The sequence below is a fragment of the Rheinheimera sp. B2H12 genome, assembly GCF_059620065.1.
In genome coordinates, this window is sequence record NZ_CM184363.1 from 793613 (window position 1) to 811063 (window position 17451).

The 17451-nt window shown below is 51.4% G+C and carries 12 protein-coding genes; 8 read left to right on the plus strand and 4 right to left on the minus strand.

What is annotated here, in order from left to right; genetic code table 11:
- Positions 1 to 44 precede the first annotated feature (44 nt).
- The 4 genes from folB to AC53GJ_RS03535 all read left to right on the plus strand — a co-directional run bounded on the left by folB (position 45) and on the right by AC53GJ_RS03535 (position 5347).
- Positions 45 to 398 (plus strand): dihydroneopterin aldolase, encoded by a 354-nt coding sequence (folB, locus tag AC53GJ_RS03520; protein ID WP_496731157.1) that lies wholly within the window; start codon positions 45 to 47, stop codon positions 396 to 398.
- Positions 398 to 880 (plus strand): 2-amino-4-hydroxy-6-hydroxymethyldihydropteridine diphosphokinase, encoded by a 483-nt coding sequence (gene folK, locus AC53GJ_RS03525; RefSeq protein ID WP_496731158.1) that lies wholly within the window; start codon positions 398 to 400, stop codon positions 878 to 880. Before folB ends, folK begins: the two co-directional genes overlap by 1 nt.
- A 171-nt stretch (positions 881 to 1051) precedes the next feature.
- Positions 1052 to 2164 carry an efflux RND transporter periplasmic adaptor subunit gene (locus AC53GJ_RS03530; protein WP_496731159.1) on the plus strand — a complete coding sequence of 371 codons (1113 nt, stop codon included), beginning with the start codon at positions 1052 to 1054 and terminating at the stop codon, positions 2162 to 2164.
- 102 nt (positions 2165 to 2266) lie between these two features.
- Positions 2267 to 5347 carry an efflux RND transporter permease subunit gene (locus AC53GJ_RS03535; RefSeq protein WP_496731160.1) on the plus strand — a complete coding sequence of 1027 codons (3081 nt, stop codon included), beginning with the start codon at positions 2267 to 2269 and terminating at the stop codon, positions 5345 to 5347.
- 110 nt (positions 5348 to 5457) lie between these two features.
- Here the strand turns inward: AC53GJ_RS03535 and AC53GJ_RS03540 are convergent, their stop codons facing one another.
- Positions 5458 to 6687 (minus strand): multifunctional CCA addition/repair protein, encoded by a 1230-nt coding sequence (locus AC53GJ_RS03540; RefSeq protein ID WP_496731161.1) that lies wholly within the window; start codon positions 6685 to 6687, stop codon positions 5458 to 5460.
- Between the two features lie 78 nt (positions 6688 to 6765).
- Here AC53GJ_RS03540 and AC53GJ_RS03545 point away from each other — a divergent pair, with 78 nt between their 5' ends.
- Together AC53GJ_RS03545 and AC53GJ_RS03550 are read left to right on the plus strand one after the other, a co-directional pair.
- Positions 6766 to 7695 (plus strand): ExeA family protein, encoded by a 930-nt coding sequence (locus tag AC53GJ_RS03545; RefSeq protein ID WP_496731162.1) that lies wholly within the window; start codon positions 6766 to 6768, stop codon positions 7693 to 7695.
- Positions 7696 to 7699: 4 nt separating this feature from the next.
- Positions 7700 to 8551, plus strand: a complete 852-nt coding sequence (locus AC53GJ_RS03550; protein WP_496731163.1) for a general secretion pathway protein GspB — start codon at positions 7700 to 7702, stop codon at positions 8549 to 8551.
- Positions 8552 to 8556: 5 nt separating this feature from the next.
- Here the strand turns inward: AC53GJ_RS03550 and AC53GJ_RS03555 are convergent, their stop codons facing one another.
- From AC53GJ_RS03555 to putA, 3 genes are all read right to left on the minus strand, one after another.
- Complete coding sequence (locus AC53GJ_RS03555) at positions 8557 to 9660, minus strand: DUF3391 domain-containing protein (RefSeq protein ID WP_496731164.1); 1104 nt, start codon at positions 9658 to 9660, stop codon at positions 8557 to 8559.
- A gap of 66 nt (positions 9661 to 9726) precedes the next feature.
- Complete coding sequence (locus AC53GJ_RS03560) at positions 9727 to 11583, minus strand: putative bifunctional diguanylate cyclase/phosphodiesterase (protein ID WP_496731165.1); 1857 nt, start codon at positions 11581 to 11583, stop codon at positions 9727 to 9729.
- Positions 11584 to 11733: 150 nt separating this feature from the next.
- Positions 11734 to 15513 (minus strand): bifunctional proline dehydrogenase/L-glutamate gamma-semialdehyde dehydrogenase PutA, encoded by a 3780-nt coding sequence (gene putA, locus AC53GJ_RS03565; RefSeq protein ID WP_496731166.1) that lies wholly within the window; start codon positions 15511 to 15513, stop codon positions 11734 to 11736.
- Between the two features lie 132 nt (positions 15514 to 15645).
- On the opposite strand from putA, the gene AC53GJ_RS03570 reads away from it, so the two are divergent.
- Both AC53GJ_RS03570 and AC53GJ_RS03575 read left to right on the plus strand, forming a co-directional pair.
- Positions 15646 to 16122, plus strand: coding sequence for an Lrp/AsnC ligand binding domain-containing protein (locus tag AC53GJ_RS03570; RefSeq protein ID WP_496731167.1), 477 nt, complete (start codon positions 15646 to 15648; stop codon positions 16120 to 16122).
- A gap of 117 nt (positions 16123 to 16239) precedes the next feature.
- Positions 16240 to 17439 (plus strand): cyclic di-GMP phosphodiesterase, encoded by a 1200-nt coding sequence (locus AC53GJ_RS03575; RefSeq protein ID WP_496731168.1) that lies wholly within the window; start codon positions 16240 to 16242, stop codon positions 17437 to 17439.
- Positions 17440 to 17451: the final 12 nt, after the last annotated feature.

Here is a 17451-nt window from a genome sequence, read left to right on the forward strand (position 1 = left end):
CAGCCTACCTGAACCTTTAGATAACGCAATGCGGAACCGTCAAAATGGATATTGTTTTTATCAAACAGCTACAGATCGACACTGTGATTGGCGTGTATGAATGGGAAAAAACTATTCAGCAGCGGCTTGAAGTGGATCTGGAACTGGCCACCGATATCCGTCAGGCAGCAACTGCTGATGATATTCGGCTGACGCTGGACTATGCCGTGATTGCCGAGCAGGTGCAACAGCTGATTTGTGCTGAACCTATTGAATTGATTGAAACTGTCGCGGAAAAAATTGCCAGCATGTTGTTGAGCCGTTTTGCCACGCGCGGCGTAATGGTCACAGTGTCCAAACCGGGCGCGGTCAAAACCGCCGCGACTGTGGGTGTGCGGATCCGGCGGGGACAGTGGTAATGGCAGACATTTATATCAGTGTCGGCAGCAACAATAACCGCGAGCATCACCTGCGGATGGCGGTGCAGGAGTTGCAACAGCAGTTTGGTACTTTGCAATTATCTTCGGTGTATGAAAGCGATGCGGTCGGCTTTCGCGGCGATCCTTTTTACAACATGGTGATAGGTGCCAGCACTGAACTGGCTATTGCCGATTGTGTGGCGCTGTTTAAAACCATCGAAGACCGGCATGGCCGGGTGCGGGATGGTGAAAAATTTTGTGGCCGGACTTTAGATTTGGATTTGTTGACCTATGATCAATGCGTTTGTCAGCAGCCGATTGAGTTACCCCGTGGCGAAATTACTGAAAATGCCTTTGTGCTCTGGCCATTGGCTGAAATTGCGCCAACTGTGTTACATCCGGTAACAGGCCAGAGCTATGCTGAACTGTGGCAGCAATACCAGAAACAGCAAAAAATCTGGCAGGTACCTTTTCAGTTTTGAATGGTGGTCCCGGTGCTGCAAGCCGGTTTGTTTCACAAAAAGTTACAGAATTGCTGATTTTATCAGCTGATCTGACTCGAAATTGTGCACAAAGCATGGTATTTTATACAGCGGTTCTCGACAATTGAGAATTGTTCCTAATTAGATTTATTCACCAAACTGGCGAGTTTCATGAAACCATTAAAATCCATTCTGATTGCACTTGGTCTGTTAGTGCTGGTGTTTGCTGTGATTGCAGGCATCAAAGGCGAACAGATTTCTATGATGATCAAAAGCGGCGAGTCTTTTGTGCCGCCGCCTGAGAGTGTCAGCCTTTATACCGCCGGCACCCAAAGCTGGCCTCATACCTACACTGCAATCGGCACCGTGGAAGCGGATGAAGGTATTACCATTTCAGCCCAGGTTCCAGGTAAGGTGAAACGGATTGCTTTTCAGAGTGGCGCTCAGGTCAAAGCCGGCGAAGTGCTGATTGAACAAGAAGCGGTGAATGAAAAAGCCCAGCTCAATGCAGCGCAAGCACGGTTAAAACTGGCGCAAGCCAGCTATCAACGTTTGGTTGAATTACGCAAACGTAATATCGCCAGCCAAAGTGAACTTGATAGCGTGATCCAACAAGTGGAATCAGCCAAAGGGGATGTAGACGACTTACGGGCGACTCTGGAGAAAAAGCAAATTCGCGCGCCATTTGACGGTCGGGTTGGCATTCGCCAGGTCGATTTAGGCACAGATTTACAAGTCGGCACTGCGATTGTGTCCTTACAAGCCACCAACAGAGTGCGGGTGAATTTCCCGGTGCCACAAGACTGGTTGGTAAAAATCAGTCGTGGTTTACCTGTGACTGTTACCACAGCCAATGACACTGTGGTACAAGGCGAAGTCACGGCGATTGGTTCTGAAATCAGCACCACCACCCGCAATGTAATTGTGCAATCGTCGATGGAAAATCCGGATAACAAATTAATCCCTGGCATGGCAGTTTCAACCACTGTGACACTGAGTGATCCACAGCAAGTACTGGCTATTCCAACCACAGCCATTATTTATGCCCCTTATGGCGATACCGTGTTTATTGCCGATGCAGCCGATGGTGGTCTGGTCGCCCGGCAACAATTTGTCCGGCTTGGTCAATCACGCGGTGATTTTGTTGAAGTGCTGGATGGTTTAAAAGCAGGCGAGCAAGTGGTCAGCGCTGGGGCTTTTAAGTTGTTTAACAAACAGGCGTTGGTGGTGAGTAAGATGCCAACACCTGAATTTAAGTCTGAACCTAAACCGACGGATAGTTAACCGGGGTGAGTTAAACCGGATGGATAGTCAGCAGGCGCTGAGCGCTGGCTGACCACTGCAGCCGTCTTTTTTGCTGCACAAACAGCTTTTTTCAGGTGAAGCATGAATATTACCGATATTTTTATTAAAAAACCGGTGCTTTCCATTGTGGTCAGTTTACTGATCCTGTTGGCCGGTTTTCAGTCGTTCAGCAATATGTCCGTGCGGCAGTATCCGCGCAGTGATATTGCTGTGATTAAAATTACTACTGTGTATGTGGGGGCCAATGCTGAATTAGTGCGCGGTTTTATTACCACGCCCATTGAACGGGCTATTGCCTCAGCCGGTGGTATCGATTATGTGGCGTCGCAAAGTACCATGGGTGTGTCAACCATCAGTGCGCATTTGCAGCTTAATTATGACCCACTGAAAGCGATGACCGAAATTACCGCCAAAGTCAATCAGGTGCGGGGCGAGTTGCCGCCGGAAGCTGAGGTACCTTCAATTGAAATTGAAGCAGCTGACAGCCAGTTTGCGTCTGCCTACTTAAGTTTCAGTTCCGACATTCTGGAACAGAACCAGATTACTGAGTTCTTAACCCGCTCAGTGCAACCGCGCTTGATTGCGATTGCCGGGGTGCAAAAAGCCGACATTCTGGGTGGTCGTACTTTTGCCATGCGGATCTGGTTAAAACCAGAAAAAATGGCTGCTTACAGTGTGACGCCAACCGACGTACGCAATGCCTTAGCCGATAATAACGTGCAAGCAGCCATTGGCCAGACCAATGGCAGTTATACCGCGGTCAACCTCAGCGCCAACGCCGATATGAACCATGTGGAGGATTTCCGCCGGTTAGTGGTGCGGCAAAATGCTGAAGGTGTGGTGCGGTTGCAAGATATTGCCGATGTGGTGTTAGGTGCCAATGATTACAGCACAGAGGTGAATTATTCAGGTCAAACGGCGGTATTTATGGGGGTCTTTGTGGCACCCAATGCCAACAGCCTGGATGTGATTAAAAAAGTTAATGAAGAAATGCAGGCCATTCAATCGGATTTGCCGGCCGGTTTATCTGCGGAAGTGTCTTATGATGCAACTAAATATATTCAGGCTGCGATTGATGATGTGATTAAAACTCTGGCGGAAACCCTGATCATCATTATCATCGTGATTTTCCTGTTCTTGGGTTTTAGCCGCTCAGTGTTGATCCCGGTGATTGCCATCCCGCTGTCGTTAATAGGCGCGCTGTTTATCATGCAGGTGTTTGGTTTTTCGCTCAACCTGCTGACATTGCTGTCGATCGTGCTGTCAGTCGGTCTGGTGGTCGATGATGCCATCGTGATGGTGGAAAATATCGAACGGCATATTCAGGAAGGTTTAAAGCCGTATAAAGCAGCGCTGGTCGCGGCGCGGGAACTAGCCGGTCCGATCATCGCCATGACTGTCACGCTGATTTCAGTGTATGTGCCTATTGGTTTACAAGGTGGCTTAACCGGGACCCTGTTCCGTGAATTTGCCATTACGCTGGCGGGGGCGGTGGCAATTTCCGCCGTGGTTGCTATCACCTTGTCGCCGATGATGGCCTCGCGGATGCTGAAGCCACATAGTGAATTAAAAGCGCCGTTGTCCAAAGCCTTTGACCGTTTTGCCGTGTTTTATAGTGCCAAACTGAATCAGACCTTGCATAACCGCTGGGGCGTTTATCTGTTCTGGCTCGGGATTACCGCGCTGACAGTACCGCTGTACAGCATGTCTGCCAAAGAGCTGGCGCCGATGGAAGATCAGGGCGTGATCTTTGGTATTGTTGACTCCTCAGCCAATGCCACTATTGACCAATCGTCCTTCTACGGCAAGCAGGTGAATGAAGTCTTTATGAATGTGCCGGAAACCGACTTCACCTTCCAGATCACGTTCCCGACTGGTGGTTTTAGCGGCATGGTGGTGAAACCCTGGGATGAGCGCGAGCGCACGACCGCCGACATTGTGCCTGAAGTGCAGCAAAAGCTCAGCGAAATTGCCGGGGTGCGGATTTTACCTATCACGCCAGCACCATTACCGGGTGGCGGCGATTTCCCGGTTGAGTTTGTGATTGCTTCAACCGCCGACTCACGTGAAATTTACGATTATGCGCTGAAGCTGCAGGAAAAACTGACGGCCAGTGGCATGTTTGCTTTCCCGCCATTGCTGGATATGAAAGTGGATCAGCCGGAGTATCAGCTGAATATTGACCGGGAAAAAGTGGCGGATCTGGGCCTGGATATGCGCACTGTCACCCAGGACCTGGCCACCTTATTGGGTGGTGGTTATGTCAATCGTTTTAACATGGCGGGTTTGAGCTACAAGGTGATCCCACAGGTGAAACGTTCTGGCCGCTTAACGCCAGACGATTTGAAAAATCTGTATATCACAGGCCCGGATAACAGCATGATCCGGCTCGACGAAATTGCCAGTATGGATCACATTACGGCGCCACGCAGTATTAACCGGATGCAGCAGCTCAATGCGGTGAAAATCAGTGGCGTGACGTTAAAACCGCTGGATGAAACCTTACGTTATATGGAAGCAGAGGCGAAGAAACTGCTGCCATCGACTTACACTGTCGATTACACCGGTGAATCGCGGCAGTTAAAGCGGGAAGGTAATACTTTCCTGCCCGCCTTTATCATGGCGCTGACGATGATTTTCCTGGTACTGGCGGCTCAGTACAACAGTTTCCGCGACCCTATTGTGATATTGGCCGGTTCAGTGCCACTGGCCATGTTTGGTGCGCTGGTGTTCACTTTCCTGAAAATTCCGGCACCGATGCCGCACTACACCGACGCTTTTACCAGCACGCTGAATATTTATTCGCAGGTGGGTCTGGTGACGCTGGTCGGTTTGATTGCCCGTAACGGTATTCTGGTGGTGGAGTTTGCCAACAAGTTGCAGGAAGAGGGCATGAGTAAGATTGAAGCGGTGCGGCAAGCTTCAGTATTGCGGTTAAGACCTGTACTGATGACCAGTATCGCTACCGTTGCTGGTCACACGCCACTGATTTTCGCCGAAGGTGCCGGCGCTGCAGCCCGCAATTCTATTGGTATAGTGCTGGTGTTGGGGATGACCATCGGGACCATCTTCACACTGTTTGTGTTGCCATCTATTTACGTCTTGCTGGCCAAGGATCACCAGGCTGATCGGGCTCAGGCGGAAGAGCTGGAAACAGCCTGATAGCTTTGTACTGGATGAAAACGGCGCTGCGGCGCCGTTTTTGTTTATCGTGCGCAAGTAATCTGATGCTATCTGCACGAGGTTCGGGTTGATATTGTTACGCCGTCACATTAAGCCTCCGGCGGCATAGCCTGACGGATAGTGGCTAACCGCGCCGCGGCCACGGCACTGCGCATGGCTTCGCCCTGATGGCCTTGCGCCACCAGCGCTTTGATATCGACACTGCGGGCGGCCTTGGCCAGTGCGCGCAGATAATCGGCTTGCGGATAGTCGGCTTGTTCAAAACCGGTGCGACCGCGCAAATCAGCAATACAGCAGGTGAGTAACAGCTCCAGCCGCTCTGGTTTACGCCACAGATCGATGCCGTCAAATAATTTTTGCACTGTGACAGGCCGCAACTCACGTGCTTTGTGAATGAGTTGATGATATTCGCTGGCCAGCAGTGCCAGCTCTTTGCAGTCATTGGGGACCCGCAGCCGCTGACAGAGTTCGTTGATCCGCGGCAGACCCAGCGTTTCGTGGCCATGATGGGATGGCCAGTGCTCGGCTGGGGTTTCGCCTTTACCGATATCGTGGCAAAGAGCGGCAAAACGCACATCCAGCCTGTCAGATAATAGCGCCGCTTGGCTCAGCACCAGCATACTGTGAATGCCGGTATCAATTTCCGGATGCCATTTGGGCGGATTTGGAATGCCCCAGAGTTTGGCTAGTTCAGGCATCAGCACATCCAGTGCGCCAACTTCCTGTAATAACTCAAAATAGGCCGCCGGGGTTGCTTCCTGCAGCGCGCGGGCGGTTTCCTGCCACACCCGTTCGGCAGTCAGATGCTGCAGCTCACCTTGTTGTACCAACTGTTGCAGTAATAGCTTGGTGTCTGGGGCCACTGTAAAACCCAACGGATAAAAACGGGCGTAAAAACGCGCTAACCGCAGTACCCGCAGCGGATCTTCGACAAATGCCGCTGACACATGGCGCAGCAGTCGTTGCTGTATATCCTGCTGACCGCCGTAGGGGTCAAATATTTCACCGGTCTGCTCGTCCTGTGCCATGGCATTAATGGTCAGATCGCGGCGCAATAAATCCTGTTCCAGCGTGACATCAGGGGCAAAATAACAGGCAAAACCGGTATAACCCTGGCCTTGTTTCCGTTCGGTCCGGGCCAGCGCATATTCTTGTTTAGTCCTGGGGTGCAAAAATACCGGGAAATCTTTGCCAACACTCTGGTACCCTTGCGTCAGTAATTGTTCGGGGGTACTGCCGACCACCAGGTAGTCGCGGTCTTTGATGGCCAGGCCCAGTAACTGGTCGCGTACAGCGCCTCCGACAAGATATATCTTCACATGCTTTCCTGACTGCGGTTTTTTTGACATTATAACGAGAGAGCAACAAAGTCGCCTTATCTGATTCAACAGGATGTTATGTATACCGGATTTTTTGGCCTGAACAGCCAGCCTTTTTCGATAGCGCCAAACCCGGAATTTATGTATCTGGGGGCTCGTCATACTGAGGCGCTGGCGCATTTGCGTTATGGTCTGGGTGATGCCGGTGGTTTTGTGTTGCTGACCGGCGAAGTCGGCACTGGTAAAACCACAGTCTCCCGTTGTTTGCTGGCAGATCTGCCAGCCAATACCCAAGTGGCATTTATTTTAAATCCGACGCTATCCGAACTGGAATTGCTTGGCGCTATTTGTGATGAGCTGAAAATTCGCTATAAAAAAACCGACGCCAGTCTGAAACTACTGACCGATAAAATCACCGCTAAGTTACTGAAAAATCATCAGGCTGGCATGAATACCATTCTGATTATTGATGAAGCCCAGCATTTACAACCGGCGGTGCTGGAGCAACTGCGGCTGTTGACCAATCTGGAAACCAATACCAAAAAATTGCTGCAGGTGATTTTAATCGGCCAGCCGGAATTACAGCAGCTATTACAGCGCCAGGACTTACGCCAGTTAGCGCAGCGCATCACAGCCCGTTATCACTTAATGCCACTGACGCTGGCTGAAGTGCAATATTATGTGCAGCACCGCTTGCAGGTGGCCGGTTGCAGCCGGCCGGTCTTTACCGAAGCGGCGCTGAAAAAACTGTTTCAGTTGTCTGGTGGTATCCCGCGACTGGTGAATCTGATTTGTGATCGGGCTTTGCTCGGCGGCTACAGCCAGCAAAAAGCCTTGATTGATGTACCACTGGTACAGCAAGCTGCTGGCGAAATTTTGGCAGTGCGCCAACCCGAAGCAGCCAAGGTCCGGCCTTGGTGGTTATGGCCGTTATTGGCTTTTGTATTTTTGTTATGTATCGGGGTGGGAGTATTGGTTACGCTGCTGCTGCACCCTGGCGGAGTTTGAGGTTATGTCGTTATTAATGGATGCCCTAAAAGTGCAGCAACAACAGGATCTGATGCCAGCGGCTCCAGTGCCAGCGGCAGAAACGTCTGCATCGCAGCAAGGCTGGAAAGTGCTGGCGCTGTTATTGCTCATGCTGGTCGGAATTCTGCTGGGGTTTTTACTGGCGGATTGGTGGCAACAACGGCAACAACAGGTTGTGATCCCTGTGGTGCCGGCGACAGCAGCGCAGATTGTTGGCGAAATTCTGGCAGTCAAGGCACCAATAGCGCCAGAGGTGCCGGCGACTGAAGAACCGCAATTACTGGTGTCGGCGTTACCTGGCGGCGGCAAACAAGCCAAAACACTGCAGCACAGTCAGTCGGACGCTGAAATGCTGGCTGCTGAGGCATTGACCGGGCAGGATGACTTTGTAGCAGAAGCTGAGATGGCAATGGCGGATCCGGACGAAGAAGTGCTGGAGTTACCCGCCCAATTGCCGGAGCTGACTGCCGCCGAAGTCCCGGACGAACTGAAGCGTAAATTTGAACTGGCGCTGGCGCAGACCGATCAGTTACCGGCACATCAGCGCATCACCGAATCCGCTGCGCCAGCGCGTGATATTCATAGCCTGGATGAATTGCTGAAACGACAAATTCCGCCGCTGCGCTTTGAAGCCCATGTCTATGCCAGCACGCCGGAACAGCGTTGGGTCAAGGTCAACGGCAAAGATTTACAGGAAGGGCAGTGGGTAACGGCCGATATTCAAATCAAAGAAATTACCGCACAGTATGTATTACTGCAGATGGGACGGCAGCTGTTTAGTATGGAAGCTTTAACCGAATGGTCTTACCGGTTGCCGTCAGCGCCCGGCCGCTGAGCATGTTAGCAATAGTGTTGTAACTCAAGCTGATAATCAGCTAAATCGACACAAGCGTCCAACCGCTCCTCTGGTTGTCTGGCTAAATCCACCAGTTTAGCTGGCAGATGATGGCGGAGCCGGCTGTGGTAAAATACTTTCACTCTGGGTTTGTCACTATGCTGGGGATGATTCTCCAGCACCAGGCCAATACGGCCAGATTTCAGCCGAACAGCACAACCCGGACTGTAGAGCCCGACACAACGTAAAAAGTCCTGCAATAAGCTGCGGTCCAGACTGTGATCGGCTCTTCGCTGCAGCAACTGTGCCGCCTGGACTGAGCTGGTTTTTTGGCCTTTGGCCATCAGCTTGCTGTAGCAGTTCACGATGGCCAGCATTTTGCCACCTGGACTTTGTTGTTGCGCCAGACCCAGACAATGTTCATTGATGCTTTGCAGTAGTACTGCCGGACAGTCGGCTTGTTGCTGTAGCAGCGCCACACTGGCGGCGGCAGCGGCGCTGTCGTTAAAGGGGCGGCCGGATAAGCTTAATTTCAACTGCAATGCCCCGACATCATGTAACAACGCCGCCATCGTCAGTTGTTCTGCCAGTGGCTCCTCCAGCGCCTGATGGGCGCAAAATGCCGCCATCAGGCAAGCACAGCTGATGCTGTGTTGCAACAGCGCATCATCCTGCTGGCTGACTTGCTGTAAAAATAACAAGGCTTGACGGTTTCGTCTGGTGCTTTCCAGCAGCCGGCAACTGAGGTTATTTAAGCCGCTAAAATCAACTTGCTGCTGCAGGATTAACTGACTCAGCGCCAATTCGGCTTGTTGCTGGCTCAGTCGGAATACCAGTTCAGCCCGGCTGATTTCCTGCTCAAAGCTAATTTTGGCTGGCCGGCGCTCTGACACAGAGGGGAGCGCGACAGTGCTCTGGACTGCTGGTGGTAATTGTCTGGCCGGATCTATGGCGACTTCCAGCACACCGCGTTGGCGCAACAAAGCGATACTGTGCGCTGAGGTGACCCAACCCGCATGCTTCACCACTACATCACCTTGTTGCCGGGTTACGGCCACCACGTAGCTGCCAATAGGTAATGCGGTCACTGCGACTCGTTGTAATGCCATTTGTGCTGTTCACCCTCCTGGTTCAGTCTGGCCAGAACATAAGCTGGAAAGACACAAAAAGCAAGCCTAAGCCTGATACCCCGCAGTGGCAGATTGCAGCAACAACGCTTGCAGTTGGTCAACTGCAATGGGTTTGGATAACAGATAACCCTGTACTGAATCACAGCCTAACTGACAAAGGGTTTGCAGGGTCACCTGATCTTCCACCCCCTCGGCCACTGTGTGTAAACCAAGGGTGTTGGCAAGTACGATTATCCCTTTGATTAAGCTAAAGTTTTGTGGGGAGTCATGCAATTTTTTGATAAAAGACTGATCAATTTTCAGCGTGGCAGCTTTAAAACGGCTGAGATAATGTAGATTGGAATAACCAGTACCAAAATCATCAATGGCAAACAGAATGCCTTGTTCCGACAGCACTGCGATTTGGGCGTCTATGCCATTTTGATCCTGCATTAGCATTGATTCGGTAATTTCCAGTTCCAGATAAGCCGGAGGCAAAGCGGTGGCGGTTAAAATCGCCTGAATTTGTTCCGGTAACTGCCCGCTACTCAGTTGGGCAGGCGACAGGTTGACGGAGACCGGGATTGGATGGCCTTGTGCAATCCACTGTCTGGCATCGCTGCAGGCGCGTTGCAGTACAAACAGGCCAATGTCATTGATGAGGCCAGTTTCTTCCGCCAGCGGGATAAAAGTGGCTGGGCTGACCAGGCCAAAGTCGGCGGATTGCCAGCGGACCAGAGCTTCAGCACCATTGATCGTTAATGAATTGGCATGATATTTCGGCTGATATTGCAAAAACAGCTCGTCGCGGCTAATGGCCTGGCGCAGTCCCTGGATCATATCCAATTTTTTGCGGTGTTCGTCCTGCCAGTTGGGATCATACAAAGTGGCTAAATTACGACCAGCGGCTTTGGAGCGATACATCGCCAAATCGGCCAGCCGGCACAGTTCGTTAAAGTCGCTGGCGTGCGCCGGATAATGCGCTACGCCAATAGAAGCTGAAATTTTAAACAGTCGTAAATCCAGTCTGAGTTCTTCGGCAATCAAGGCTAAAAACTGCTGATAGCGTGTTTCGCCATGGCTGGTATCGCTATATTTGAGGATTAACACAAACTCGTCGCCGCCAAAACGGCAACAGAGTTCACCGGGCTCAGTCAGTTGCTGGATGCGCTGGGCCAGAATTTTCAGGGCCATATCGCCATAAGCGTGGCCGTAAGCATCATTAATAGGTTTAAAGTTATCCAGGTCAATAAAGATCACGGCCAGCGCCTGTTCAGTGGCGATCAGCCGGTTAAACTCCTGTTCGGCATGTTGACGGTTCGACAGGCCTGTCAGGGGATCTAAAGTGGCGATCCGTTTGACTTCATTTTGTGAACGCTGCGACAACTGGTTTTCATGGATCAAATCACGTAACAAGGTTTTAAAATCTTTAGCAAGGAACCAGGCGCTTAAACCGGAAATCGCCAGAATAATGTTGATGGCCGCCACTGAAGTCCAATCAACCTTGGGCGCTGGTGTCGACCAATCGCCATGCAGAATGGCAATCAGCAGCACTGAGCAGTAACAGGCAATAAAGAGTAATAACGAGAAAAACAGCCGCCGGCTGGAAAACAAAGCGGCATACACCAGCAGCAAGGCATAACAAATCATCAGCGGATCGTAAATCGCATGATTCATACTGATTAAACCACTGATCAACAGGGTACATAACCAAAGAAAGCCGCTAATGGCCAGCGGTTGGTGCTGTGGATGACGCGCCAGCAACATGATGCCAGCCATACACAAAGCCGCCAATAGTAAAATCAACCGCGAGCTGGGACCCGAAATCAGCGCGCCAATCAAAGCACCGATCAGGCATAACAGCACCACCTGGATAAAACGGCGGTGTTGTTGCGGATGTACTGTCGCAGTCTGATACTGCATGATCAATCCTTGTGGCAATTTTTGATTTTGCTGAAGCTTTGGCAAGGTAACAAACTTAAACCTTGGGTGCAAATGGCTATGTTGCCATTCGGGGTAAAAAAAAGCCCGGACGATTTGCGCGCCCGGGCTTGACAGCGTTAACTGCAGACCTTAACCCAGATTATCACTCATGGTCATCAAGGACGCGTTTCCGCCAGCCGCTGTGGTATTCACAGTGACGGTTTTTTCGGTCACTAAGCGGTGGATCAGGCGCTCATCGGCTGGTGTGGTGACCAGTGGCGAAATGGCACCGTTGCGGGCTGCAATCAGCTCGCCAGTCAGGGCTTTGACGGCGCTGCCGGCTTCGACAATAGCGGCTGCCACTAATGGCTGGCTGATCAGGGCTTTGAGCTGATTCAGTTTTACCACCTGGAACAGCGCAGGCGCGAGTCCAGCTTTTAGCAGCACTTTACGGCAAGCTTCGGCTTCGGCGACAAATTGCTCTTCCACCGCCACTACCACCGCATTACCGGTTGCCAGTGCGGTCATCAGGCTCAGCATCCAGTATTTAAAGCAAGCACTGTCATCCCGCACAGCTGCCACTACACCACGGGCTTCCAGGTGTAACTGGTTTGATTCACCGGTCGGTCCTGGCAGCGTGATTGGCGCGGCCAGTTGTTTTTCGATATCCAGCAGTAAATGCCGTGCCGCTTCAATCACTTCTGGCAAGTCACGCTCTTGTTGCAGCACCAGGCTGTTGGAGGCTAATTGTGCCAGGAACTGCCGGACCACAGAGCTGCGTTTGGTGATATCCAGTGCCGCCCAGGCCGGTTGCGCCTTGGTCGCTTGTTGTAACAGTTGATCGATAGCAGCATCCTGACCTGCTGCGCTCATTAACTGCACGCGTTTTTCTGCCGGCAATGGCGCTTCAGTCACCGCCAGATTGTCTTTCACCAGCCGCGTCAGGTAGAAAGGACCACCGGCTTTTGGACCTGTGCCTGACAGACCACGGCCACCAAATGGCTGCACACCAACGACGGCACCGATCATATTGCGGTTAACATAGATATTACCTGCTTTCACGTCGCGAGCCACTTGGGCTGTGACTTCCGCAATACGGCTATGCACCCCCATGGTCAGGCCATAACCTGTGGCATTGATTTGGGCAATGACGTTATCCAGCTCATCGCCTTTAAAGCGGATGATATGCACCACTGGGCCAAAAACTTCGCGTTGCAGCACTGATAAGTCTTTGATTTCATACAAGCGCGGTGCGAAGAAGAAATGGCCTTCGCCGGTTGGTGCCTGGCAAGCATAGTGCAGCGTAGCTTTACCGGTCAGGTACTCGACATGATTGTTCAGGCCGGTTAAGGCTTTTTGGTCAATCACTGGGCCAACGTCAGTACTTAAGTGCGCAGGATCACCAACATGCAGTTCCATCATGGCGCCTTTGATCATGGTGATAATCTTATCGGCGACATCTTCTTGCAGGAATAATACCCTAAGGGCGGAACAGCGCTGGCCAGCGCTTTGGAAACCAGAAGAAACGACATCATCCACCACTTGCTCTGGCAATGCGGTTGAATCGACGATCATACAGTTCTGACCACCGGTTTCGGCAATCAGTGGCACTGGCTCGCCACCGCGTTCGGCCAGTTTACGGGCAATCCAGCTACCGGTTTCAGTCGAACCAGTAAACATCACCGCCTGAATACGCAGATCCGGCACTACATGTTCACCGACAGCGCGGCCTGGTGCAATCACCAGTTCCACCACGCCGGCCGGTAAACCTGCTGCACGCCACAGTTCAATGGCGCGAACGGCAATCAGGCTGGTTTGTTCGGCAGGTTTAGCCACCACAGTGTTACCGGCAGCGACAGCTGCGGCCACCTGGCCTAAGAAAATAGCCAGCGGGAAGTTCCACGGGCTGATACAAAGCACTACACCACGGCTTTGCTGCGGCGTGGCAAACATTTCTTCCGCACGGGCCGCATAATAACGGCAGAAATCCACCGCTTCACGCACTTCAGCCACGCTATCGCCGACCGTTTTACCGGCTTCTTTCACACAAATGGCAATCAGTTCATCGCGATTGGCTTCCAGCGCATCAGCCAATTGGCGCAGGCTGTCGGCACGGGCTGCGACTGGCGTGGCGGTCCAGGCCGGGAACGCAGCTTCGGCGCTGTCAACAATAGCTTGCATCTGCTCTGGCGTGGCGTGCTGATGATAACCAATAACTTCAGCGTGATTGGCTGGGTTACGGACGGCTTTCGCGCCTTCGACTGGCGTTTGGGCTGTGGCTTTGGCAACCCAGTTTTCTAAGTTGGTACGCAGCGGTGTTAAGGCATCAATTTCAGTTAAATCAATGCCCTTGGAGTTTTTCCGCTCGCTGCCATACAAGTTAATCGACAGCGGGATTTGAGTATTGCGTTTTTGTTTCCAGCCACGCACTGTTTCGACCGGATCTTTTAACAAGGATTCGACCGGAATGTTTTCATCGACGATGTTATTGACAAAGGAGCTGTTGGCACCGTTTTCCAGCAGACGGCGGACTAAATACGCCAGCAGATCAGAATGTTCGCCAACAGGCGCGTAAATCCGGCATGGCACCCGATCTTCGGCCACTACTTGGTCATACAGGGCATCCCCCATGCCGTGCAGGCGCTGGAATTCATAACCGGTGCGATCTGGCGCCATTTCCAGAATGGTGGCCACAGTGTACGCATTGTGAGTGGCAAACATTGGGTAAATGCTATCGCGGTATTCCAGCAACTTACGGGCACAGGCCTGATAAGAGACATCGGTCGACGGTTTGCGGCTGAATACCGGGAAGTCGTCATGGCCTTCAATCTGGCTGACTTTGACTTCCGTATCCCAGTAAGCGCCTTTGACCAGCCGCACCATCAGCTTGCGGCCCACTTTCACCGTCAGTTCACGTAACCATTCCACTAAGTGGATACAACGTTTGGAGTAAGCCTGAATAGCCAGACCAAAACCTTCCCAGCCGTCCAGTTCTTTGTCAGCGAACACAGCTTCAATGATGTCCAGCGACAGATCCAACCGATCGGCTTCTTCGGCATCTACTGTGAAGCTGATGTTGTATTTTTTCGCCGCCAGCGCCAGAGTTTTCAGCTTTGGCACTAATTCATTCATCACGCGGTCACGGTGCGAGAATTCATAACGTGGGTGGATGGCTGATAATTTCACTGAAATACCCGGGCTTTTAAAAGGCCCACGGTTTTGTGCAGCTTTACCGATGACGTTAATCGCCATCATATAACTTTGGAAATAACGCTCAGCATCGGCCATGGTGCGCGCACCTTCACCGAGCATGTCGTAAGAGTAAGTAAAGCCTTTGTTTTCCAGCTCAACTGCCCGTTCCACCGCTTTGTCGATGGTGGTGCCCATCACAAACTGGGTGCCCATGATTTGCATGGCATAACGCACCGCTTGACGAATGACTGGCTCGCCTAAGCGGCCACAGGTGCGTTTTAACAGACCAAATTGATGTTTTTTCTGATCATCGCTGTAATTGACCAGTTTGCCGGTCAATAACAAACCCCAGGCTGAAGCGTTGACGAATAAGGACTCGCTGTTGCCCAGATGCGAGCTCCAGTCACCTTGTGACAGTTTGTCGCGGATCAGTTTGTCGGCAGTGTGGCTGTCTGGCACCCGTAATAAGGCTTCGGCCAGACACATCAGCACCAAACCTTCTTCGGTCGATAACGAGAATTCGTTCAGCAGTGCATCAACACCGCCTTTACCAACCTGGGCTTGACGGATATTGACCACCAGTTGCCGGGCTTTTTCCCAGGCTCTGGAGCGCGCTTGCACGCCGACATCGGCCAGCGGTAATAATAAATCCAGCACTTTTTCTTCGTCGGCGCGATAAAAATCACGTAACGTTTGGCGTAGCGGGTTGGTTGCGGTCAGGTTGCCGTCAAATAGCATAATTTTTGTCCCGGTTGATACAGAAATAAATGCTGCATTCTAGTGAAAAGGCTGCCGTATTTGGTGGTTTATTTACTGCTATAACCCTATATAATTCGGTTTAACTCAATTGCAACCAGAAAAAATACGGTTATGACAGAACACAACAAAACCCGTCCACTCGACAGGATCGACCGGACAATTTTAGACACTCTGCAAAAAGATGGCCGGATTTCCAACGTCGAATTGGCAAAAAGAGTCAACTTGAGTCCAAGTCCTTGTATTGACCGGGTGCGGAAGCTGGAACAAGAAGGTTATATCGAAGGTTATGGCGCCAAACTGAGTGCGTCCAAACTGGGGCTTGGCACCGCAGCTTTTATCCAGGTCACGCTGGATCGCACCACGGGGGCAGTGTTTGATCAGTTTCGTGATGCGGTAGTGAATATTCCTGAAGTGGCGGAATGTCATATGGTGGCTGGCGGTTTTGATTATCTGCTGAAATTACGTTTATCCAGCATGGAAGCTTACCGCGCCGTATTGGGCCGTATTGTTGATTTACCCGGCGTGTTACAGACTCATACCTATGTGGTGATTGAAAAAGTAAAACAGGATTCTGGTTTGCCACTCTGAAGTTGGCGAAATTAACAGCAAACGCGCTGGGCGGCTGCCAAAATTAGCAAATGCTGATAGGGGCGGCAGTGGAGTTTTGTTATGTTGACAGCAGCAGGTAAAGGTGAGCAGACACAAATGAAAACTATAAAAATTCAGCAGGCTGCCGTTGGGATGTATGTAGTGGCGGTCAGCCGGCAGCAAGGTCAGGTCGCAGTGAAATCCGAAGGCTGGATCCGTTCAGAACAGATGCTGACGCAACTGAAACAAAAAGGTGTGCTGGAGCTGCAGATTGATCCGGATCGCCAACTGGAAGACGCGGCGCCTGTCACAGCGACGCCCACTGCAGAAATCGCGACACCGATCCATCCCGGCCGGCCGAAAGTGAAGTTGAATCAGGAACTCGGCAAAGCCAAACATTTATATCAACAAGCGCGCGATTTACAGCGCAAGGCTTTTGCCGATATTGCCACTGGCAAAAGTATTGATGCCGAGCCATTCCGGCAATGTGCTGAAGGTTTTATCGAATCGGTATTTCGCAATCAGGATGCGCTGTTGTGTATGAGCCGTATTCGCGACAAAGATGCCTATTTACTTGAGCATTCGGTCAATGTCTCTATCCTGATGACGGTGCTGGCCAAACATTTGCAACTACCCGCTGAGGTGATTCAGCAACTGGCAACCGGCGCTTTGTTGCATGATATTGGTAAAATTAAAGTACCGGATCATATTCTGCATAAACCCGGCAAACTGACCGAGGCTGAATTTAAGCTGATGCGCGATCATGTGGTGTATAGCCGCGAAATTTTGCAGCAAGTGCCGGGGCTGTCGCCGATTAGTTTAGATGTGGCAGCCGCCCATCACGAACGCCTGGATGGTCGGGGTTATCCATTAGGACTCAGTGGCGAGCAGATTTCGTTGTACGCCCGTATGATTGCCATTGTCGATACCTATGATGCGATTACGGCCAAGCGGGTGTACAAAGAGGGCATGACCTGTCTGGCGGCGCTGAAAATTTTACGCAAAGATAGCGGCAGTCATTTTGATACCGAGCTGGTGAATCGTTTTATCAGCGCGGTCGGCATTTATCCGCCAGGGACTTTGGTGCGTTTGAGCAGCCAGAAAATTGGTCTGGTCACTGAAACTAACTGGGATGATGCCACCAAGCCGAAACTGAAAACCTTTTATCACGCCAAGTTTCAGCGTTATCTGGAACTGCAGGAGCTGGATCTAGCCAGCAGTAAAGTGGAAGATGTCATTGAAGCCATTGTTAAACCTGAAGATTATGGCATTGATCTGGTGAAGTTTTTCCATCAGGTGTTGGTGGTGTCCCCCTGATTGAGTCTGTGC

Bases quoted from the DNA above. Each gene is read 5' to 3' on its own strand.
- putA (WP_496731166.1), bottom strand. From the start codon at position 15,513: ATGCTATTTGACGGCAACCTGACCGCAACCAACCCGCTACGCCAAACG.
- folK (WP_496731158.1), top strand. From the start codon at position 398: ATGGCAGACATTTATATCAGTGTCGGCAGCAACAATAACCGCGAGCAT.
- AC53GJ_RS03575 (WP_496731168.1), top strand. From the start codon at position 16,240: ATGAAAACTATAAAAATTCAGCAGGCTGCCGTTGGGATGTATGTAGTG.
- AC53GJ_RS03535 (WP_496731160.1), top strand. From the start codon at position 2,267: ATGAATATTACCGATATTTTTATTAAAAAACCGGTGCTTTCCATTGTG.
- AC53GJ_RS03560 (WP_496731165.1), bottom strand. From the start codon at position 11,583: ATGCAGTATCAGACTGCGACAGTACATCCGCAACAACACCGCCGTTTT.
- AC53GJ_RS03545 (WP_496731162.1), top strand. From the start codon at position 6,766: ATGTATACCGGATTTTTTGGCCTGAACAGCCAGCCTTTTTCGATAGCG.
- AC53GJ_RS03550 (WP_496731163.1), top strand. From the start codon at position 7,700: ATGTCGTTATTAATGGATGCCCTAAAAGTGCAGCAACAACAGGATCTG.
- AC53GJ_RS03555 (WP_496731164.1), bottom strand. From the start codon at position 9,660: ATGGCATTACAACGAGTCGCAGTGACCGCATTACCTATTGGCAGCTAC.
- AC53GJ_RS03530 (WP_496731159.1), top strand. From the start codon at position 1,052: ATGAAACCATTAAAATCCATTCTGATTGCACTTGGTCTGTTAGTGCTG.
- folB (WP_496731157.1), top strand. From the start codon at position 45: ATGGATATTGTTTTTATCAAACAGCTACAGATCGACACTGTGATTGGC.
- AC53GJ_RS03570 (WP_496731167.1), top strand. From the start codon at position 15,646: ATGACAGAACACAACAAAACCCGTCCACTCGACAGGATCGACCGGACA.